The organism is Sporosarcina sp. P13, assembly GCF_002743055.1.
Classification (GTDB): Bacteria; Bacillota; Bacilli; order Bacillales_A; family Planococcaceae; genus Sporosarcina.
In genome coordinates, this window is sequence record NZ_PDYM01000050.1 from 1 (window position 1) to 20,720 (window position 20,720).

The window sequence follows — 20,720 nt, forward strand, 5'->3', positions numbered from 1 at the left end:
GTCAGATCATATCTTACACCGATACAGACAGCCTCCGAATGAAACATCGGAAAACGTTATTTCCAGAAATAAATCATCAAACTTAATTGTCGGAACTTCATCATTTCCACTTGACGGTTACACCTATTTAATATTGCCACTGTGGAACCAATTTCCCCACATACAATCATTGCAATATTAATTTTGCTTCTCGCTTTACCTTAGGTTGAAAGTTTTCCCCGAAAATAAATCTTTCAAGCAACTCAGCTATATCATACGTTCCTATTGAATCTTCAACCTCTACTGCTTTAGTTCCGTCGGACAATATTGTTAGACAATACGGACAACCAGAAGAGATGATTCCAGGACTAACTTCAAGCGCTTGCTCATTTCTTGCTACGACTCGTTGTCCTGTATCTTCCTCCATCCATATCATGCATCCACCTGCACCACAGCACATTCCTTTTTCTCAGTTTCGCTCCATTTCAACAAGGTTTACACCTGGAATAGCTTTAAGAATTTCACGGGGTGGATCATAGACCTCATTATAACGGCCTAAGTAGCATGAATCATGGAATGTTATCGTTTCATTTATCGAATGACTTGGTACTAAAACCTTTTTTGACCAAGGTCTTAGAGCATTTCTGTATGGTGAATTACTTCTGCTTTAAAACCAAAGTCAGGATATTCATTTTTAAAGATATTGTACGCATGTGGATCAACAGTAACAATTTTAGTTACTCCTGCATTTTCAAATTCTTTAATATTAGATTCAGCTAACTCTTGGAATAAAAATTCGTTTCCTAGTCGTATCACCAGAGTTCTTTTCTTTATTTCCCAAAATAGCGAACTTAATATTTGCTTCATTTATTAGATGAACAAATGATTCTACGATTCTTTTGCACGGTTATCGAATGAGCCCATTGATCCAACCCATAGAAGGTATTCGAATTCTTCATTTGATTTACTCAATTCCTTAACCGTGGGAACATGAAGATCTTGACGTGCCTCCCTCCATTTCTCCTTCTCTTTACGGTTAAGACCCCAAGGGTTTCCTTGACGTTCAATGTTTGTCATGGCAAGCTTTGCATCAGGATTCATTTTACCTTCTGTCATAACAAGATGACGGCGAAGGTCAATAATCTTATCAACATGCACATTCATAACAGGACACTGATCTTCACAATTTCTACATGTTGCGCAAGCCCAAATTTCTTCCTCAGTAATTACATCTCCTATTAAAGAAGGACTATATATATCCTCTAACGAAACACCTTCCATCCCTGCAGCGAACGCAATTTTGTTTGCTACCGGATTATTGAATGCAAGTGTTGGAACCTATGGTTTTTGCTTCGTTATTAAAGCACCAGTATTTGTTAAGTTATCACGTAACTTCGTTATCAAGTCCATTGGTGATAACATTTTCTCTGCCGCTGGACACATATTAGTGCATCGTCCACACTCAACGCATGCATAAAAATCTATCATCTGTAACTGGGTAAAGTCAGTAATCTTCCCCACACCTAACACAGGCATATCATCTTCACTTTGAGCATTCTCCATCGCTTCAAAATCAATTGACTTTAGTCTGCCCGCATGATCAAGACGGTGGAATTAAGTATTTACTTGGCTTGCAATCAAGTGAGCATGCTTTGATTGAGGAACATAGACCAAGAATGTCAATAAAACAAGCAAATGAATCCACCAGTTTATGTAAAATATCACAGCTGCCACAGTCGGAGGCATAAATTCGAAAATAATGGCTATGGATGAGGCAATTGGTTCTGTCAACGTTATTGAGTTGCTATTCCAAATTATATTCATACCATTCGCCATAATCGTCGACAACATAAGTCCACCAATAAAAGTAAGAACAAGACCGGATTTCCACCATCTTTTAAGGCGAACAAGTTTTTCGATATATGTACGATAAAATGCCCAAACTACCGCCACTAGAATTAAAGATACAACGATTTCCTGAAATAATGTGAAAGCTCCATATATCGGGACTAAAGGAAGATGAGATCCAGGCTTTAGTCCCTTCCAAATTAAATCTATTACACCAAACTGGACCTTTAAAAACCCATAAAAAAAATAAAACATGGATTATACCGCTTTTTTTATCTTTTAATAACTTCTTTTGTCCAAATACATATATCCAAATCTTTTGTAATCGTACCTTAATATTATGGTTAAACTCTTCTTTTCTATCAAGCAAATGAATTGAGTCCGAGTTTTAATTAAATATGCAAATAATGCAAGTGCATACACAGAAACACTAATGAATAGTATCCAGTTAGCTATTAGTAATGATCCCATTCGTCCTCTCTCCTTCTTTTCATTTATGTACTTTTTTGACAGTATATAAGTTGATACTTAAAAACATCCGCTATAGTTAATGAAAAATCTTTTTCATATAAAAGTTTATCATTTGGCGTATTATCAATACTCCAGACATGTATGTAGTCTTCTAGAGTTGTTCCTATTAACACTTGTGGTTAATAGGAAGAGGATGAGCGCTAAACGCCATCCTCTGTCAAAATGGAACTATACTAAGCCTATATCTTTATACAACAACTTTTAATTTCTGAAATTCTTCAATCATCATCGGGACTACTTCAAATAGATCTTCAGCAAATACTTTCTCTTTCGCTCTTCATTTCCCATCTCAACAATACCTACAGTCCCTATACCATTATGACCCCCAATAAGAGTTGTATATGCATTTGATGTTCTTCCAACTTCCTCAAGAATTGCAAACTTGCTCACAGTACTTAGACCAAGACCTCCATATTCTTCAGGAATGCTTAGTCCAAAAAGCCCCATTTCCTTACCCTTATCCACAATAAATTGTGGTATTTGATCCGTTTTCTCAATTTCATTTGCTAGTGGATCTACCACGTTGTAAACGAAATCACGGACGTTTTTTGCTATTAGTTTTATCCTCTGAAAGTTCAAAGTTTATCATTTTACTACTCCTAGTTTTTATGTTTTATTATTTGTTTTCAATAATGAAAAGACACCCATACCATCTGCAATAACTTTTCCGTCTTCATCTAAAACCCTTGAATTTACGTAACGAATTCTACTCTTGGAATCCACTATCGAAGCGCTGGCATATACTGTCTTTCCAAATTCAGCTGGGTTAATGAAATTTGTAGTGAGTGAAACTGTCGTCACAGGTTCAGGGTGTATTGAACGCAAGGTCGATGAAATAGCCACATCCATTAGCGATACAATAGCACCACCATGCAGGGTATTATTAATATTTTTAACTTTGTCAGAAACAACTGTTTTCACACAAACATCACCTATTTCTTAGGAGTGGAATGTAAAACCCAGGTTTCTCCAATAATTAGAGCTTTCAAAATGATTTTTTAACCATTCTAAGTAAGCTACTTCCGTTTTCTGCAAAGCTTATCACTCCTTATCAATTCAACACTGAGGTTGGAAAGGCCATTTCATCCCAAACAATTAATCCATCTAGCGCCATTATTCCTTCTCCCTGATTTAATACAACAACCGGGTTTATATCCATTTCCCTCAACGTACCATTCTGCTGATGAACGAAGTCGGAAACTTTTACAAGTGCATCTGTAAATGATTCAATATCAGATCTTTTTTGACCTCGAGTACCCAAAAGCATAGGGTACCCTTTCAATTCTTTAACCATTGATTCGGCAGCTTCTTTGTCAATTGGAATGTGGCGTATAGAAATATCCTTCAATACTTCTATAAATATCCCTCCCAATCCACACACTAGTAGGCTTCCAAACTGTGAATCATTCTTTATACCAATAAACATCTCTACACCATTTTTGTTAAGCATCTCTTCAAATAAAACACCATCCACATGTGCATCTAATTTAAAGTTCTTACTTGATTCAAGTATTTCATGAAAAGATTGTTTCGCTTCTTGGATATTTTGTATACCTAACTTAACGCCACCGGCGTCTGTTTTATGTAAAATATCTTTGGATACCACTTTTGCAACTAAAGGGAAGCAAAGACCTTTTACATGTTGATCGATTTCTTCAACTGATTGAATCATTACATTTTCAGGAATGTTAATACCTAATTGTTTAAGTAGCTTCTTAGATTTTTCTTCAGTCCAAATATGAGTGCTATATTCCTGTATCAACAAGCTGTTATCGTTTGCGGTTAGACTACTTAAAATAGTCTTTTTCTCGTTATAATACTCCGAAACATTCACCAAATGTTTAACCGCTAGCATCGTGTCATAAGTTGTCTTATAAACCGGTACTCCGGCTTTGCGTAAAACGTCCCGACCTTTACCTGTCAGTTCTTTGGTACCAGTCACTGTTACGATAATTGGTTTAGTCTCTTTTTTATCAATCTCAACTAGTTTCCTACATATTTGTTCCCCAAGTTCTCCTCCAAACGTTGTTTGGATAATAATCACATCTGTATTTTTATCTTTCGCTAACGCTTCTACAGTATCTGTAATAATATGCTGTTCTTTTAAGGCTTGAGCTGTAACATCTATAGGGTTCAATGCAGAACCGTAAGATGGAATAATAGCTTCGATTTTCTTCTTAGTTTCACCTTGCAGGGGCTCCAGTTTCAAATCAAATTCTTCACAACTGTCAGCCATTGCAATTCCTGCTGCTCCAGAGTTCGATACCGTTGCAATCTTACTTCCGTTCGTCCATTTTCTTCTCGATACAATTTGCATTACATCAATCATTTCATCAATGTCTTTTACAGTAATTATCCCATATTGTTTTGCAATCACTTGAAAGGTTTCTTCAGATCCTGCCAAAGAGGCTGTATGAGACAGGGCTGCCTCTTTTCCTATCGCTGACTTCCCAGACTTCAAAATAATTAATGGTTTTTTCAACTCTTTTGCAGACTTTGCTATTTTAATAAGTTGCATACCATCAGGAATCCCTTCCATATAAGCTCCGATTACTAAAGTGTCTTCATCTTCAAGCATAAATTCCATCGTATCTAAAGTAGTGACACCCATTTCATTTCCAGTATTGACAACGTACGTGAATCCAAGATCTTTTTCTTGGGCCATACCAAATACGGAAAAACCAAGTGCTCCACTTTGCGAAACTAAACCAATATTTCCATGTTTATAGCCTTTGGAGGATTCCATTGAAGTTGCAAACCCCATCGGAACACTATCCTTCACATTTATACAACCCACACTATTTGGACCAATTATTCGAATATTATTTTCCAACGCCATTTTCGCAACTTTATCCTGGATCCCTTTACCGTCTTCACCCACTTCTGCGAACCCGGAACTAAAAAGCAAAATATTATGAACATCCTTTTTAATACATTCACTCATTATGGATACTAATCGTGAAGCTGAAACTGCAATTAAGGCTAGATCGACTTTTCCAGGAATCTTTAAAATGCTGTCATAACATTTTAATCCCTCAATCTCATCATATCTGGGATTTACAGGATAAATATCACCTTTAAAATTAGTTTGTAGTAAGTTATTTAATGGTTTTCCACTTATTGAAGTTAAGTCTTTTGAAGCTCCTATAATCGCAATCGATTTTGGGTAAAAAAACTCTTTTAGATCCTTATTATTCATTAATAACTCTCCTTCATTAAGTAGTGTATTGACTCAGATATTTCTTGAAGTGAAACTACCTTCCTCAATTTGGTAATCTACACGATTACCCCTTCAGATTGCAGTCTGTATTTATTGGACAACCGAATAAGTATTAACAGGATTATCGATAAGCCAATCCCTATTAAGCTTGAAAGTAGAAATGGAGCAATAATAAGTAACGATGTTAGTCCCAATGCAAGTCGCATAATTTTACTCTTAATTTCACCCGCGAACAGTACATAGCCTTCCAAAGAGGAGGCTAATAAAAACACTCCTATAATCGCAGTTCCTACGACTATAATTACTTCAGAAAGTTCAGCCCGACCAATTAATGCTGGATTATACACAATTATGAATGGAACAATGAAACTTACAATTCCTAGCCTCACTGATGTAAATCCTGTTCTCATGGGATTAGATTTTGCTATCCCTGCTGCAGCGAAAGATGCTAAAGCTACTGGAGGAGTAATATAGGAGATAGTTGCCCAATATAAGACAAACAAGTGTGCAGCAATCGGATCAATTCCCATCTGAACCAAAGCTGGAGCCATAACGACCGCAAGGAAAATATATACTGCGGAGACGGTCATGCCCATTCCAAGGATAAAGCTAGTGACTGCACCTGCGATTAATATTAGGAACATGTTATCCCCAGCAACCGATACTAGTTCTCTTGCAAAGGAAAAAGATACACCAGTAATCGATAGAGAACCGACAATAAAACCAATTCCGGCTATCAAACAAGTTAAGTCCGCCAGTATCCTACCTGAATCTAATACAAGATTATATAACTTCTCCCTGTTAAAGCGTGTTTCTTTTTTCATCATAGCTAGGAAAAGAAGAAGTAAACTTACATAAAAAGGTGCCTGTCCCTCGTTACGCATTACTACAAGCAGATAAGTTAGCAAAACCAGAGCAGTTAGGTATGGCCATCCTTTTTTCAAGGTTAGTATAAGCGATGGAACTTCTTCCTTAGTGAGACCCTTGAGGTTGTTCTTTGCTGCATAACCATCCGTTTGTATCAATAGTGCAAAAAAGTAGAGTACCGCAGGAATTGCTGCTGCTAAGGCTATTTCAAAATATGGTACACCAATAAAAGAAGCCATAATGAAAGCTGCAGATCCCATTATGGGTGGTGTGATGGTTCCGCCAGTTGAAGCGGTTGCTTCAATGGCTCCCGCGTAATGAGGAGGATATCCAGCTTTTTTCATTGAAGGTATAGTCATAGACCCTGTAGTAATTGTATTTGAAATTGCGCTACCACTTAACATTCCAAAAAAAGCACTACTTATAACTGCAACTTTTGCTGGACCACCTCTATAACGACCAAAAATTGATTGTGCAAGTGTAAAGAAAAAGTCTCCACCACCTGAAGCTGTCAATATAACACCAAACAGCATAAAACCAATTAACAGGGCACCCACTGTATTAAAAGGAATACCGATGACACTGTTCGTGCTCATTATATGATTTCTAGCGGTAGTTAAAAAATCAAATGATTGTCCTGATAGAAAACCTATTGGGATCGAACCAGAAATTAAAGGATAGAAAGAAAATACTGCACTAATAAGCATAATGGGAAGCCCGGCTACACGACGAAGCGCGTCAAGTATTACAAACCAAAAAATAATGCTAAATACGGTAGCTAAAGTCGGTGAGATATATTCCCAACCTTCACTAATAATTCTTTGGGAGTTTATCCCCATATATAACGGTATACCGAAAGAAACGATTATTAATACAATGTCATACCATCCAATTCTCTGATTCCCTTTACTTTTACTAAATGGATGTATAATAAAAGCGATTGGCACGAACATAGCTAAAAGGAAATAGAGATAACCTGTATTAATTGGTTTAAAACCAAAAATCCCTATATAGAATAGTTGATTTATGGTTATGAAAATACCTGTCAGTGTTAAAAGAATTACTACAGCACCCCAAAACTTATTAATTCTACCTTGCATCTTCTCACCTCTTAGAAGTTTATTTAATACGCGTCTTGAAAGAATTCAGACGCGTATTTTTCTTCAACTATTTTATTAGTTCTTTCTTCATGCTCATCCAATACTTTGGAAAATCTTTTTCACTAATCTTTTCTTCTTTTGCTTTACTAACTGTTTCATTCCATGCTTCTTTTAACTTCTTAGATCTCTCTACTAATTCGTCATTTTTAGTTTGGTATTCTTCAGTCCACAGACCTTCTTCCTCTAGAAACTGAATCATTCCATCATGAAGAGGAACTCCAGCAGGCTGAATTAAAATACTATCCTTATGCCAATTATGAAGGTTCGCGGCTGCATTTTCCCAACTGTCATATGTTTCATCCATTGACTTCACATATGCGTACATACTTTCTTTACTTTGATCTGCATAGGCTACTACTGGATAAGCGTAACCTATAATAGTTACTGGATTTTCTTTAGTCATTCCTGCTCCATTATCCATCATATACGGTTGCATCCATGGAGCAATTTCTTGGGCACGCGCCCAACCTTCAGTATCACTTTCTTCCATTTCAAGCCACTTAATTTTTTCCATAGTTTCTAACTCAATTAGTACTGATGCAGTAGGGTTAATGAAAATAATATCAACCTGGCCATTTTTTAATGCCTCAGCTTGGCCGCCGTAATCTGACAACTCTACTTTTTGCACGTCATCCCACGTTAGGTCGGCAAATGCCAATGTCGCCTCAAGTTTAATATTTACAGAACTATTACCAATGATGAAAGGCACTTTCTTTCCTTTTAAATCAGCAATTGTTTCGATTCCCGATTTCTCCAAGCCTACGAAACCCAGAAAACTTAAAGGTGGCCATACAACCCTAACATCCTGTGGACCCCATTTCTCAGTGGCAAAATCATCTATACCTTCAAAAGCGAACTGATATTCATCACCAAGTCTGCCTACGTCAGCCGCCCCACTTTTCATTGGTTGCATTCTTCCAACTCCACTTGAAGAAGGCAGAAGACGAATTTGAGTACCATACTTTTTCGTTATTTCGTTTGCAATTGCAGTAGCCTCTGTATACCCACCTGAACCTACATCATATACACTCCAAACCATCTTATCCGGTAGACCTTCAATTAATCCAGATCCGCTACCCGAGTCAGGGTTATTGCTTCCTTCCACTTCAGTATCTTCATTTCCACAAGCCGATAATATCAATATGAAGATTAATAACATCATCATTCCCATTTTGTTCTTCAACATAATAATCCACCTCTTCATTTCGTTTTATGTTTTTCAGCAATGCTTAAATACAATTACTAAATTATGTCCCATCTTATTAATTACCAAAAGAAGAAGACCTATGATTCAATCATCCGGAGTTGATTGTGCTTACATTGATCGTCCCCCAGCTACCTCCATTACAGTACCAGTAATGTAACTCGAGTAGTTAGAGCACAAAAAGATTACCGCATTAGCAACATCCTCCTGACCCCCAGCCCTTTGCAATGGAATATCCATTATCCGTTCCTGACGCACATCTTCAGGCATTGCACGCGACATCTCAGAATCTATAAAGCCTGGTTGTATAGCATTGACGTTAATTTGATATCTAGCTGATTCTCTTGCAGCCACCTTCGTCATAGCTATAATACCTGCTTTTGCTCCGGCATAATTAACTTGGCCCATATTTCCAATTTTTCCTGATATGGAGGTAATATTAACAATCTTTCCTTTCCCTCGTTTTCTCATATACAAAGCTGCCGCTTGCATACATAAAAATGTTCCCTTCATGTGTACTTGAATAACTTGATCGAAATGTTCTTCTGTCATTTTATGCATCATTGCATCGCGAGTTATACCAGCATTGTTGACAAGGATATCCAAATCACCGAAAGCTTCGATTGTCATTTCAAACATTTGATTTACATCACTTTTATCAGCTACATTTACTCTGATTGCTATTGCCTTTCTACCAATACTTTCAATCTTCTTTACAACGTCTTCCGCAGCCTCCAAATTCATATCCGCAACTACTTACATCTGCTCCGTGTTCTGCAAGAGCCAAAGCCGTGCTACGGCCTATTCCTTGTCCACTTCCCGTTACAATTGCAATCTTATTTGTCAAGTCCATTATTTTTTCAACTCCTGTTTTTATACATCTATTCCACTAAGAGGATATGATACTACTAGGCATTTATATTATTGCAGTACTTCAAGTTCAGTTCCAATTATTATCTACCAGCAAATACTGGTGTCTTCTTATTTAGGAAAGCATTTATTCCTTCTTTATGATCAGCAGTCTGTTGAATTATTGTTTGAGCATAACGTTCCGCATCTAGAGTTTCTTCTAAGGTTCTTTGACTTGATTTATTTATGATCTCTTTTGTAAACATATTGGTATAATATGGACCCGATGCGATTTTCTCTGCTCTTTCCGTGACAATCGACAATAATGTTTCTTCCGGATAAATATCATTTACAATGTTATATTCTTTTGCTTCTTCTACTCCAATCATTGAACCACTTAGTATCCATTCTTTCGCTTTATATGGGCCAACTAGTTGGGGAAGGAAATAATTCAACCCACAATCAGGTATTAGTGCAAGTTTATTAAAGGCTAATCCGAACTTGGCTTTCGGTGATGCGTACACAATGTCTGCTGCTAAAGCTAAACTAAATCCGGCTCCAACTGCATAACCTTCAACCATCGATATAACGAACTTTTCCATATTATAGATTTTTGAGATTAGTCCACTAAATATCTTCATATGATCAAATGTCCCTAGTATCGTTCTACTTCCCATTCCTTTAACACTGCTCCCGGAGCAAAAGTTTCCGTTTTCTCCTTTCAAAATAATGACTTTCACTTCTGGTGACTTCTCACACTCTATAAGAAGTTCGGAAAACCTCTCTCTCATTTCAAGTGTCATGGCATTCAACTCTGCGGGATTATTTAATGATATTGTAGCGACATTGTTCTTAACTTTGTATTTAATACAATTATTCATTCCGCACACTCTCCTTTATCATGATGTACAGTTATAAGCTCAAACTTTATTCACTAGAAATTCTGCTGACATTTTAATCTCATCATCATTTCCCACTAACGCTTCACATTGCCAATGTTCATGTTCATCTTCCTCACTAACAATTCTTCCCAAAACTATTAATTTTTCGCCAGGTCTTGTCATGGCTTTAAATCTAACGGAAAATTCCTTAACCTCTTGATTTGGAAACCAAGTACAAATGGCTTGCCCAGCAAATCCCATAATGAGCATACCATGAGCTATTACCCCACCTAAACCTACTTGTTCTGCAAATGGGACAACCGTGTGAATGGGATTAAAATCACAGTCCCCGAAGGCACCTCCTAATAGCAGAAGTGATTAATTCATCTCACGTTAAAAAATCTATAATATAAATATACATAAAAGCAATGCACGTAGTTGTTAGAAAGTATATTCCATGCCACATAATGGCAACCTTAACCCCATTCTCCCTTGCATTTTGACTTATAATTATATTTAATGCATTTAAAGGACTGACAGAAGAGGATAACATCCATGAAAAAACACACATAAAAGCAATCGTGATGGGATTATAGGCAATCCCGGTTTCTACTAATGTCATTAAAATAAGTGGAACCGAAATAATTTGATGGACGCCAATGATTGCCATTGCAGTAACGAATAGCAGGATAAATGAAAAGAGAATTGCCAAAGACTCTTGAACTGACCATTCGATTATACTTCCAAGTACATTAACCATTGGTGTATTGGCGATTGCATTACCAAATAAACCTGCACTCAAAAACAGTGTAATTTCCATCCTATTATTCAGTAGCAAATTACTCTTAAATAGCTTATACTCTGACTTTGCGACACTCCATTTACGTCTGAATAATATCCAAACAAGCGGTACTAGAATACATATAAAGCTTACTAAAAGTAGCATGGGTTTTTTTAGTAAAGACTCCATACCAATTAAAAGTAAGAGAAGACCCAGAACGAAAGCTAGTAGAAGTAAGATATTCTTAGATTTACTTGTATCGACTTCTATTTCTGCACTTTGTTCCGTTGTATTTTCCGTTTTCTCATAGATGCTAGCCTTCGGTCTAAGCAATAATATAGCAACGACAACTTGTATAAAAGCAAAAATAACACCAACAAAAAAATAAGACATATATGATATATGTAATATAGAGATGACGATGCCCACCGATGCAAAGAAAGGCGACCAAAGAACGGCAAATGTAAAGCCCGTGAAATATGCACTAGTTAATATTTTAGGTTGAAACCCTATATTCCCTACGAATCCATGAACAATTCGAATCGAACCCATATTTAAAATAGGAGTCAACAAGAGCATAAACGAGCTTACCCCATAAAAACTTTTTCGCTCATCATTTAAATTTTTGGTGAAACTAAATACAATGGAATCAATAATTCCTTCGTGCTTTAAGGGAATAGAAATTAAAGGCGCTAATATTAAAATTGTTAACAGTGCAAGGTTCTGCGTAATCCCTTCCAATAAATTAAAACCACGGTTTCCATTCAAGAAATGAATGATCATTCCTGAAATAAAAAGAACTAACGTAAATATACGTGCCTTTCCCTTCATTGATATAATAACTGCTATGAAAACTATTAATGTAATGGCTGGAAAAAGCACTTCTATAATCGAATTGGATTTATAAGAATGTATCATGTAAATAAGACACATTGTCATAACGAGAGTAAACCGAAACATTTCTTACCCCTTTTTCAATATCTAACGGTACTAGTCGATACCAGTTACACTCCTTTGGCAGTTGTAATTGTGAGTTAAGTAAAACTTTCTTGATAACCAAAGGAATGAATTCTGTCGTATCTTTTTTACTGACCCCACCACTCTTAGTAAAACAAAAACCACCTATTATATTACTATAGTGAATAACATTTATTAGAAGGTAACAAACTTAGTTTCGGATTTCATCTATGCACACATTTTTACAGTTGATTATCCATTCCTCTTCATTGCAACGGAATTGTTCTTCCACCAGTTAAATGAAGTAATCTACTTTTATAATCATCTACTATTTCTTCCATAATCTCTGCGGTGCTTTTTATATCATCAATGGGTCCAATTGTTTGTCCTAATGCAATTACACCGCTGCTGAGATTACCATTATGAATGAGTTCCGAATACGATTCTCCACTTATATATGGAAATATCTCCTCAAATGCAGCTCCATGCTCTTCCTTTTGGGCCAGCTCGATAGCGTGAGAAGTCTTTAAAACCCTTGCCATTTTCCCAATTGATTTTTTCACCATGATCGTGTCTATTTCTGTTGAATTAATTAAATGTTCTTTGACGTTTTGATGCAGTTGATTTTCTTTCGCCATAAGAAACCTAGTTCCCATTTGAACACCGTCCGCGCCTAGTGCTAGCGCCGCCAACACGGATTTCCCAGTTGAAAATCCACCAGCAGCAATTATCGGAATTGATAATTCTTGTGTTGCTTTTTGTATAAGTGTCAAACTTGTTGTATCATTTTTTCCAGGATGTCCACCGCATTCATATCCATTAACAACGACAGCATCACAACCTAATAATTCAGCCTTTTTTGCAAAACGAACGGAAGATGCTACATGAATAACTTTAATGTCGTTATCTTTCAACTGTTTCATAAATGGTTCTGGATTATTTCCTGATGTGAACACAACTGATATTCCCGCCTCGATAGCCCCATCGATAAATTCATCCATGGGCTTTCGGATTCCAATGGCAACATTGATTCCAAAGGGGTTATTTGTTAGTTTCCTTGTGTTTTCTATGTCTTGCATCATTTCTTTTTTTGAGTGTTAACTTCCGGCAGTTATTAAACCTAATCCACCTGCATTCGAAACCGCTGAAACCAAGGATGAAGTTCCAAGACCTTGGAGCCCGCCTTGAATAATTGGGTACCTAATACCTAGCATTTCAGTAATCTTAGTTTCCATCGTATCTTTATAGCTCCTCCCGCTATTTAGAGTTTTTGTTCTATTTAATATCGTTGATTCGAATCTCCAAATACCCAGTAACTGATACTACTAATGATTAAAATTGTTTTCCTACATTTAGAAACCAATCTAGTTATTTTACTCGGGCGTACCTAACTTCTGCGATAAATCCACGCAGTTCCCTGTTTCTCTCGTTGACATTCACCAGCTTCGTACAAGTATTGAAGATGCGCTAAGGTTTCTCCTACTGCAAAGCGACTTTCATGTACTGTTAACTTAAAATTAAAGAGACGATTACAGGCTTCGTAGACAGATAAACCCGAAGCAATTACGTCCAACGTCTCCTCTAATCTCGCTTCATGATGTGCAATTAGCTCATTAATTCGGTCATTCGCACCGTAAAATGGCTTTCCATGTGAAGGAATCACATAATTTGCATCCAGTTTCTTAACCTTCTTTAATGAAGAGATGTAGGATTGCAATGGATTTGGATCCCCATGAAACCAATAGGAAATATTCGGACTAATTCTAGGTAAAATGTGGTCGGAAGATAATAACACATTTTTTTCCGAGTTATAAAAACAAACCATTCCCTCAGAATGTCCCGGCGTAACAATCACTTCGTATTCGTATTTCCCGATTGGAACTTTTTGTCCCTCTTTAAAGTAACGGTCGATGTTAGGATGTGGTGTAACAAGTGGAATAAACCCTTCGGTATTGTGTATCATCTTGATGGCCATTTCAGCTGGAATACCAACTGTTTGATAGTCTTCGTGAAAGTTTTTTAAATGTTCTTCTGTCCATGCACGAAATCCCAATTCAGAATCTATTTCTGTCATAGAAACTATCGCATTTGTTTTTTTCTGAAGTTCACCTGCATGTCCGAAATGATCCGGGTGATAATGAGTTATGAATAAATCCGTAATTTCTTTTCCAATTATTCGCTCTTCCCACTTAGCTCTCGTATAATTGTTATTCAGGCCTGCATCAATAATTACCCAGCCATCCTTACCTTCGGCCATAAAACAATTTACGTGATTTAGTCGAAAAGGTAAGTCGATCCTAACTACTTCAATTCCCAGTAGCTCCAGCATGTCGCTTCCCCCTCCTTTACCTCAACCTGACAAACTCAACCTTAAAATGTCCAATTTTTATTTCTTACGCATCATTTCGATTAGATTGTCTCTTGTTCTCAAAATATGCTTTTCAGTGACCTTTTTTAATTCCTCCCCATTTCTTTGTTTTGCATATTCCAGCATTAATAAGTTTTTACTACTTCCACCCTTTCAGATGTCTGTAGTCTTCATCCAAGCTGACTATATTTAGTAACTGTCGTCTTTAATTCGCGACATACTTGCGCGATTGGTAACGTAAGTGATTATTCATATGTATCTGCTACTACCACTTTCCCTACTTTTTCACCATAGAGGTATACATCGTATTCACTCTTAGGTAATTTCCCGGGGAATACTACATTGCTATCATTATCTGGCGTTGCTTTTCTCACTTTAACTTCTTTTGATTTCAATATGCCTTCTTAATCTGCTACCGGCTTACCATCTTCAGTAACCGTTACTGCGGAGTCCTTGCATACTAGAGCTGCTGATACATCACCGATTGAATATAGTTCAACTCCAAGCTCCATTAATCCCTGTAGTTTACTCTTCTTATTGACCATTTTTTTAATTAATTGATCCATGCAATTGACGCTTTCCTCATTACATGTACTAGCTATGATATTTGCAAGTTTCGTCATACTACCGCAATCACCAAACTTGGTGGGATTAGGTAATTTGACATCTTTAAAAACATCCGACAATTTATGATTCAATGTCGATTCTTTGCCGAACTTATGACCAGCTGCAAGTTCGGAGTGATAATTTAAGTTAGCAGTATTACCATTTTCCACTGAGATTAGAGCAGTTCCTGTAATCAATTGACCAGCTATGGTATATTTACTACCTGTAATTATTGTAGCCCGTTTCATAATAACCAGTTCTGTGGCCTGTGTATTAATAAAGTCTTCCTTTTGCAAAACTTCAACATTATCCCGCCTTAATCTCGTTTCCCCTAGTCGTTGCAGCTTCTGTACTGTCTTCTACATTCCTCCTATTAGCATATATATTATCCACTATCCACTGGTTTCGTATCTGTCTTCTCCTTATGCAGTTTCACGGCGGACTTCTCTTCCACTTTACCATCCGTGTTATCTGGCGATCGAATGAGCTTGTCCACTTTGTCTACTACTGTTTTTCCAGACTTCTTTTCATCTGCCTTACTTCCGTACACACCAAAAGCATTTATTATTGGAGGTTTATGCAGAACTTCTTGCTTCATATTATTCGTTAATGTACCCGGAATACTTTCAGCATTCGCTAAACTAGCACCTAGTGGTACAAAACTTATTTGAGCTAGGACTATTAGTATAGGCATGAATATGTTGAATTGCTTCTTCATATTGTGTTACCTCCCTCTTCCCCAATTCTCTCTTTATTACAATATAAATAACGGCGCAAGCGGTTCCGCCTCGACGATTAATAGTCCGCCAAGTATAAATACTCACCCAATCTACATACGTACCATTTCTTACTTTTTTCAATCTATCTCCCAGGCCAGAATAGTCATATGTTTTTACAAAACTACTTAGCCGTAAAATTATCTATAGGTTAAAAATTACTTTATAAGCACTCCATTCATTTCCGTTACTTTTCACTCTCCACCTCCCTACTAAAATACTCTTCCTTGATACGTACTCTATACGCTTCCGCACCTTCTCCTCGTTGCCTTGGAATTTCTTCCATCACAATTGGCTGTATTTTTTGCCATAACGCATCAATAGCATAAACGTCACGATCAAATGCATAATCTAGTTCATTCAATGTCAAATCAAGCGCTTTTGCATATTTGCGTTTATCCATATTCCATACTGTAGCTACGTTTTGTTTAATGTACGTATCGACTTCTTCCTCTGTCACGCGTATGCCGTACTCACTTTCTGCAATTTCAAGCGCAACCTTATAACGGCTTGTCTGTTTTTCAGCAATTCCTCTTAGAAACGCAGAGGAATGTTCTTTTTGGGTCAAATTATTTTTAATTCGAATTCGAAATTTCGTCTTTTTATTGGAAAATGAACGATCGATTGTTCTGGGATGCACACCCGAACGAATTTCCTTCAGCTCCTCTGCTATTTCAGGCATGTCCAGCAACACTAACTCAACAGCCTTATTCATCTCGGCATAGTCAATACCAACAAACTCTATTTTCGCCTGTTCCGAACTTGCTGTCTGCTTGATTAAAAGAGTGCCAGCAATCAGTACACTAAAACAAATCATAGTCAGAGTAAAACGGTTGTAAGCGGTCATAGTTTTTGCTCCTTTATCATGTTGGATTAATCCAGTATGTCATACGAGCCACGCTATTTTTGTTGAAACGTCTGAGTATTGAAAAGAACTTTTCCTTAAGCTTCGACAATCTATCTATAGAAAACAAAAAAATACCCAAGCACACGGATGCACCGCATACTTGAGTATTCGATTTATTTAACGATTAGCTTGTGTTTTTTCAACCATCATCGTAACGACAACGAATAATGCAAAGCTGATTAACAATACAGTTCCACCTACAATATAGAAAATCAGTGCCACTGTTTCATTTATATTGAATGGTTTCATGAATTGTAGCCACATTCCTGTAGTTAACCCAATGGATCCAATAATTCCCGTCCAGCCTTGGAGCGTTAGAATCTTCTTCGCACGGACGCGGTAAATTTTATAGAACACGCCCCAAGCAAACATCGATAACCAACCTACTAATAAAATATGTGCGTGAATTGGTCGAAACGCATACGACCCGTTACCTGCCATATGTGAACCAAGCACTGTTCCTATTAAACCAAATATTGCAGCTATGCGAATCAAACGTAAACTCCACTTATCTTGCATTCTATACTTCCTCCTGTCATCTATCTACTATCTTGATACTATCACGCCAATATGAACGGAAGATGAACAGCTTATTACAATTTAGGCAACTGTACAATAAATGTAGTGCCTACGCCTAGTTCACTAGTAACTTCGACACGCCCCTCATGTAATCGGACTACTTGCTCAACGATTGATAAGCCTAGTCCTGTGCCTTCAACTTCCCTTGTTCGCGAATGATCTGCCCGATAAAATCGATCGAACACCCGCTGCCTTGTTTCTTCAGACATACCAATCCCGCTATCATCAATAGAAAAACAGACTACATCCACCTGTTCAGTTAGCTGAATATCAATTGTTCCTCCGTCTGGCGTATATTTTAACGCATTCGATACTAAGTTCTCCCATACTTTCTCTAGAAACGCAGGATCCCCTTCATACATCACTTCATCAATTTCAAGCATAAGTGACAGTTCTTTCTCCTGTAATAACCACTGATATTTTCGCACAGTCTCTCTTACTTGCTGATCTACGCGAAATACTTTCTTCTGTAATGGAGACACGAGCTGATCGAGTGACGTTAGCAATAGCAATTGCTTCGTCAATGTAGACAACCGCTCTGTTTCGGATTGAATAATTTCCGCATAATGTTTTCTTTCATCAGTAGGTAACTCTTCATCTGACAGCAAATCCGCATAACCTTTTATATTTAGTAAAGGAGATTGAAAGTCATGTGATACATCACTAATGAACGCCTTCCGAATCCGATCATTCTCACTTAAACGATCAATCATCTGTTGAAAACTTTTTGCCAACTGACCAATCTCATCCCGACGATCAATCGACAACTCCCCACCGAATTGCTCCTCCCCCACTCTCTTCGTCGCGCGCGTTAGCACAACAATCGGCTCAATCAGTTTACGTGCCACCACAAGCATTGCAAGTAAACTAATAATGGCCATGACAATGACCATACCACCAAGCAAGTAGTGTATTTCAGTAAACAACATTTTTATATCTGGTCTTAAAAAAAGTGCATACGTCTCACCTGCATAAGTAAATGGCACACCTACTGTATTCGCGGATTCATTGGAAAAGTAGCCCGTCACAAATGTCTCGGCTTGTAAATCACGCATCCCGTGATACACTTGCCCTGCGCGTACTTGATGAATCGCGTCAGGAGCTAGATTATTTTCTCGAAACGCTTCTCCGTAGAACATCGAACTCCCATCAGGTTGAATAACAAACAGCTTATAACCCGAACGTGCCAACATTTCAAAGTAAGGCTGTAAATCCAATCCATCTGTCCCTTCGATAAACGATGAAATCCCTTCAGCAACAGCTATGTTTTTCAAATCATTTTGTTCTTTCAAATAGCGGTGATAATACGTATTGACCGATAAAAAAGCAACCAAAGCACTCGTCAGCATAATTCCTACTGTCATAACTAGAAACTTACCATAAAGCGACTTCATTTAGATACCCCAAGCTTATAGCCAACTCCACGAACGGTTACAATCTTCACTTCATCTGTGAGCTTCTCCAATTTATCGCGCAGTCGCTTAATATGAACACTTAACGTCTGCTCGTCCCCTTCATAATCAAATCCCCATACACGCTCTACGAGTACATCACGGGAAAACACTTGATTATGACGCGAAGCTAACACAGAAAGCAATTCAAATTCCTTTAGTGGCAGTAATAAAGACTTTTTTCCAAGTACCACTTCATAGCTCTGACGATTGATCAACAACGGACCAACCTGAATCATTCGATCAACTGCTTTATCATAACGTCTTAAAATTGCATGAATACGGAACAATAACTCTTTCGGCTCAAATGGCTTAACAAGGTAATCATCAGACCCTGCCAAAAACCCACGCTCCTTATCTTCCATCTCACCCTTAGCTGTCAGCAACAGCACGGGAATTTCAGAGCCTTCACGCAGTTTCTTCGTTAACGTGTAACCATCCATCCCAGGCATCATCACATCCACTACAGCTAAATCAGGCCACTCCTGACCCACCAATTCAAGTGCCTGTTGTCCATTCATCGCCTTGACCACGGTATAGCCAGCCTGCCGCAAATGAATACTGACTAACTCTAAAATATGTATATCATCATCAACAACTAAAATCTTCATATAAAACGCCTCTTCCTTTTCCACTCTGCATTAAGTAATCCCGACAACATAATAATAACCGCAGTCAAATAAAACCATAACACAAGCATGATGATCCCAGCCAGTTGTCCGTATAATCTAGAATAATCTACTCTCGCTACATAATCACCAAATAAAAGCGAAACCAACTGCCAACCAAACGCTGAAAACAAAGCACCTGGCAACGCTTCCTTCCACTTCATCTTACCAGTAGGCACTAACTGATAAAATAATAGGAAAAACAACAACAAAAAGAACGTGCCCAACCCCCATTTAATATTAGGCCAAATATATAACCAACCTGCCCAATCCTCGAACACATCATAATACACAATAACCGTACGCATCAATTTCTCTAGCAATGGCAAGAATAATGACAAAGGCACAACCAACATAAACAAAACAGTCACGCCAATATTACGTATAAACGTTACCCATAGCAATTGTTGTTGCTTCTTCTTATTAGCTAAATCCAATGAACGTGCAAATGATTGCACCGCAACAGAAGAAGTCCATAGAGCGGCCAGCACACTTATTAGAAGAAGATTGCCATGACTTTTATAAAGCATCTGTTGAACACTTTGCTCAATCAACTGAAAAGACTCCTCTGGTACAAACGGTCGCAACAATGCTAATATACTCGCTTCTTGGACAGGTAAAAATTGAACAATTGATAACACGACAAGTAAAAAAGGTAACACAGACAGCAATAAATAATAAGCATTCTGTGCAGCCTGATCAAAAAAGCGCTCATTAAAGAAACGCTTAATAATTGTTAAAATCATCACATTCTCCCCAGTCATCCAAAATCTTTTACTATCAATATACCCTTAACTACATTAACTCAATTGTATTAAATGAAATATTATAGAGGTGTTGTGAAATTAAGCCGTTATACATCTTATGAGTCTGCCATATAGTTATTCATTGTATCAATTTATCTTTATAAAACACAAAAAAGCCACTCCCCAAAGGGAATGGCTTCGCGTGCCCAGCAACGTCCTACTCTCACAGGGGGAAACCCCCAACTACCATCGGCGCACGAGCTTAACTTCCGTGTTCGGGCTGCGAAGAACGATGAGCGACGGATTGCCGCGTCAGCTTCACCGCTTGCGAGTCTCACGTAT

At 37.6% G+C, this 20,720-nt stretch carries 18 protein-coding genes and 3 pseudogenes; all 21 read right to left on the bottom strand.

Going from position 1 to position 20,720, the window contains the following annotated elements; genetic code table 11:
• Positions 1-166: 166 nt before the first annotated feature.
• The 21 genes and pseudogenes from CSV79_RS15405 to CSV79_RS15495 all read right to left on the bottom strand — a co-directional run bounded on the left by CSV79_RS15405 (position 167) and on the right by CSV79_RS15495 (position 20,378).
• Positions 167-2,298, bottom strand: a pseudogene (locus CSV79_RS15405) ((Fe-S)-binding protein).
• Positions 2,299-2,604: 306 nt separating this feature from the next.
• Positions 2,605-2,947: pseudogene (locus CSV79_RS15410) on the bottom strand (acyl-CoA dehydrogenase family protein); the annotation flags it as partial.
• Between the two features lie 17 nt (positions 2,948-2,964).
• A complete protein-coding gene (locus CSV79_RS15415) occupies positions 2,965-3,279 on the bottom strand; it encodes a PaaI family thioesterase (protein ID WP_158232566.1) in 315 nt (104 codons plus the stop codon).
• A gap of 130 nt (positions 3,280-3,409) precedes the next feature.
• Complete coding sequence (locus tag CSV79_RS15420; protein WP_099689939.1) at positions 3,410-5,557, bottom strand: acetate--CoA ligase family protein; 2,148 nt, start codon at positions 5,555-5,557, stop codon at positions 3,410-3,412.
• A 77-nt stretch (positions 5,558-5,634) separates the two neighbouring features.
• Positions 5,635-7,545: a TRAP transporter permease gene (locus CSV79_RS15425; protein WP_099689940.1), complete on the bottom strand. Its 1,911-nt coding sequence runs from the start codon at positions 7,543-7,545 to the stop codon at positions 5,635-5,637.
• Positions 7,546-7,612: 67 nt separating this feature from the next.
• Positions 7,613-8,791, bottom strand: coding sequence for a TAXI family TRAP transporter solute-binding subunit (locus CSV79_RS15430; RefSeq protein WP_158232567.1), 1,179 nt, complete (start codon positions 8,789-8,791; stop codon positions 7,613-7,615).
• Between the two features lie 129 nt (positions 8,792-8,920).
• Complete coding sequence (locus tag CSV79_RS15435) at positions 8,921-9,553, bottom strand: SDR family oxidoreductase (protein WP_233201468.1); 633 nt, start codon at positions 9,551-9,553, stop codon at positions 8,921-8,923.
• Entirely contained in the window at positions 9,513-9,662 is a 150-nt protein-coding gene (locus tag CSV79_RS17210) for an SDR family NAD(P)-dependent oxidoreductase (protein WP_233201469.1), read from the bottom strand. Before CSV79_RS17210 ends, CSV79_RS15435 begins: the two co-directional genes overlap by 41 nt.
• A gap of 100 nt (positions 9,663-9,762) precedes the next feature.
• The gene (locus CSV79_RS15440; protein WP_099689942.1) at positions 9,763-10,539 is read right to left on the bottom strand and encodes an enoyl-CoA hydratase/isomerase family protein; all 777 of its coding nucleotides are present in this window, start codon (positions 10,537-10,539) and stop codon (positions 9,763-9,765) included.
• 39 nt (positions 10,540-10,578) lie between these two features.
• A complete protein-coding gene (locus CSV79_RS15445) occupies positions 10,579-10,911 on the bottom strand; it encodes a MaoC/PaaZ C-terminal domain-containing protein (RefSeq protein WP_099689943.1) in 333 nt (110 codons plus the stop codon).
• Positions 10,912-10,927: 16 nt separating this feature from the next.
• Complete coding sequence (locus tag CSV79_RS15450) at positions 10,928-12,151, bottom strand: hypothetical protein (protein ID WP_233201470.1); 1,224 nt, start codon at positions 12,149-12,151, stop codon at positions 10,928-10,930.
• Between the two features lie 392 nt (positions 12,152-12,543).
• Positions 12,544-13,512, bottom strand: a pseudogene (locus CSV79_RS15455) (NAD(P)H-dependent flavin oxidoreductase).
• 152 nt (positions 13,513-13,664) lie between these two features.
• Positions 13,665-14,606 (bottom strand): MBL fold metallo-hydrolase, encoded by a 942-nt coding sequence (locus CSV79_RS15460; protein ID WP_099689945.1) that lies wholly within the window; start codon positions 14,604-14,606, stop codon positions 13,665-13,667.
• A gap of 284 nt (positions 14,607-14,890) precedes the next feature.
• Positions 14,891-15,040, bottom strand: coding sequence for a hypothetical protein (locus CSV79_RS16925; RefSeq protein WP_158232568.1), 150 nt, complete (start codon positions 15,038-15,040; stop codon positions 14,891-14,893).
• A gap of 9 nt (positions 15,041-15,049) precedes the next feature.
• The gene (locus CSV79_RS15465; protein WP_143560593.1) at positions 15,050-15,499 is read right to left on the bottom strand and encodes a hypothetical protein; all 450 of its coding nucleotides are present in this window, start codon (positions 15,497-15,499) and stop codon (positions 15,050-15,052) included.
• Between the two features lie 137 nt (positions 15,500-15,636).
• Positions 15,637-15,969 carry a hypothetical protein gene (locus tag CSV79_RS15470; protein ID WP_099689947.1) on the bottom strand — a complete coding sequence of 111 codons (333 nt, stop codon included), beginning with the start codon at positions 15,967-15,969 and terminating at the stop codon, positions 15,637-15,639.
• Between the two features lie 245 nt (positions 15,970-16,214).
• Positions 16,215-16,874 (bottom strand): hypothetical protein, encoded by a 660-nt coding sequence (locus CSV79_RS15475; protein ID WP_099689948.1) that lies wholly within the window; start codon positions 16,872-16,874, stop codon positions 16,215-16,217.
• A 177-nt stretch (positions 16,875-17,051) separates the two neighbouring features.
• On the bottom strand, positions 17,052-17,453 hold the full coding sequence (locus CSV79_RS15480; RefSeq protein WP_099689949.1) for a hypothetical protein: 402 nt from the start codon (positions 17,451-17,453) through the stop codon (positions 17,052-17,054).
• Between the two features lie 74 nt (positions 17,454-17,527).
• Positions 17,528-18,907, bottom strand: coding sequence for a sensor histidine kinase (locus CSV79_RS15485; RefSeq protein ID WP_099689950.1), 1,380 nt, complete (start codon positions 18,905-18,907; stop codon positions 17,528-17,530).
• Entirely contained in the window at positions 18,904-19,575 is a 672-nt protein-coding gene (locus CSV79_RS15490) for a response regulator transcription factor (protein ID WP_099689951.1), read from the bottom strand. The genes CSV79_RS15485 and CSV79_RS15490 overlap by 4 nt, the downstream gene beginning before the upstream one ends.
• Complete coding sequence (locus CSV79_RS15495; protein WP_099689952.1) at positions 19,572-20,378, bottom strand: YihY/virulence factor BrkB family protein; 807 nt, start codon at positions 20,376-20,378, stop codon at positions 19,572-19,574. The genes CSV79_RS15490 and CSV79_RS15495 overlap by 4 nt, the downstream gene beginning before the upstream one ends.
• Between the last annotated feature and the right edge of the window lie 342 nt (positions 20,379-20,720).

What these genes read in the sequence shown, in the direction of transcription:
- CSV79_RS15460 (WP_099689945.1), bottom strand. Translation starts at nt 14,606, where the DNA reads ATGCTGGAGCTACTGGGAATTGAAGTAGTTAGGATCGACTTACCTTTT.
- CSV79_RS17210 (WP_233201469.1), bottom strand. Translation starts at nt 9,662, where the DNA reads ATGGACTTGACAAATAAGATTGCAATTGTAACGGGAAGTGGACAAGGA.
- CSV79_RS15450 (WP_233201470.1), bottom strand. Translation starts at nt 12,151, where the DNA reads ATGAAGGGAAAGGCACGTATATTTACGTTAGTTCTTTTTATTTCAGGA.
- CSV79_RS15485 (WP_099689950.1), bottom strand. Translation starts at nt 18,907, where the DNA reads ATGAAGTCGCTTTATGGTAAGTTTCTAGTTATGACAGTAGGAATTATG.
- CSV79_RS15435 (WP_233201468.1), bottom strand. Translation starts at nt 9,553, where the DNA reads ATGAATTTGGAGGCTGCGGAAGACGTTGTAAAGAAGATTGAAAGTATT.
- CSV79_RS15475 (WP_099689948.1), bottom strand. Translation starts at nt 16,874, where the DNA reads ATGACCGCTTACAACCGTTTTACTCTGACTATGATTTGTTTTAGTGTA.
- CSV79_RS15480 (WP_099689949.1), bottom strand. Translation starts at nt 17,453, where the DNA reads ATGCAAGATAAGTGGAGTTTACGTTTGATTCGCATAGCTGCAATATTT.
- CSV79_RS15440 (WP_099689942.1), bottom strand. Translation starts at nt 10,539, where the DNA reads ATGAATAATTGTATTAAATACAAAGTTAAGAACAATGTCGCTACAATA.
- CSV79_RS15425 (WP_099689940.1), bottom strand. Translation starts at nt 7,545, where the DNA reads ATGCAAGGTAGAATTAATAAGTTTTGGGGTGCTGTAGTAATTCTTTTA.
- CSV79_RS15420 (WP_099689939.1), bottom strand. Translation starts at nt 5,557, where the DNA reads ATGAATAATAAGGATCTAAAAGAGTTTTTTTACCCAAAATCGATTGCG.
- CSV79_RS15465 (WP_143560593.1), bottom strand. Translation starts at nt 15,499, where the DNA reads ATGAAACGGGCTACAATAATTACAGGTAGTAAATATACCATAGCTGGT.
- CSV79_RS15430 (WP_158232567.1), bottom strand. Translation starts at nt 8,791, where the DNA reads ATGTTGAAGAACAAAATGGGAATGATGATGTTATTAATCTTCATATTG.
- CSV79_RS15470 (WP_099689947.1), bottom strand. Translation starts at nt 15,969, where the DNA reads ATGAAGAAGCAATTCAACATATTCATGCCTATACTAATAGTCCTAGCT.
- CSV79_RS15495 (WP_099689952.1), bottom strand. Translation starts at nt 20,378, where the DNA reads ATGATTTTAACAATTATTAAGCGTTTCTTTAATGAGCGCTTTTTTGAT.
- CSV79_RS15490 (WP_099689951.1), bottom strand. Translation starts at nt 19,575, where the DNA reads ATGAAGATTTTAGTTGTTGATGATGATATACATATTTTAGAGTTAGTC.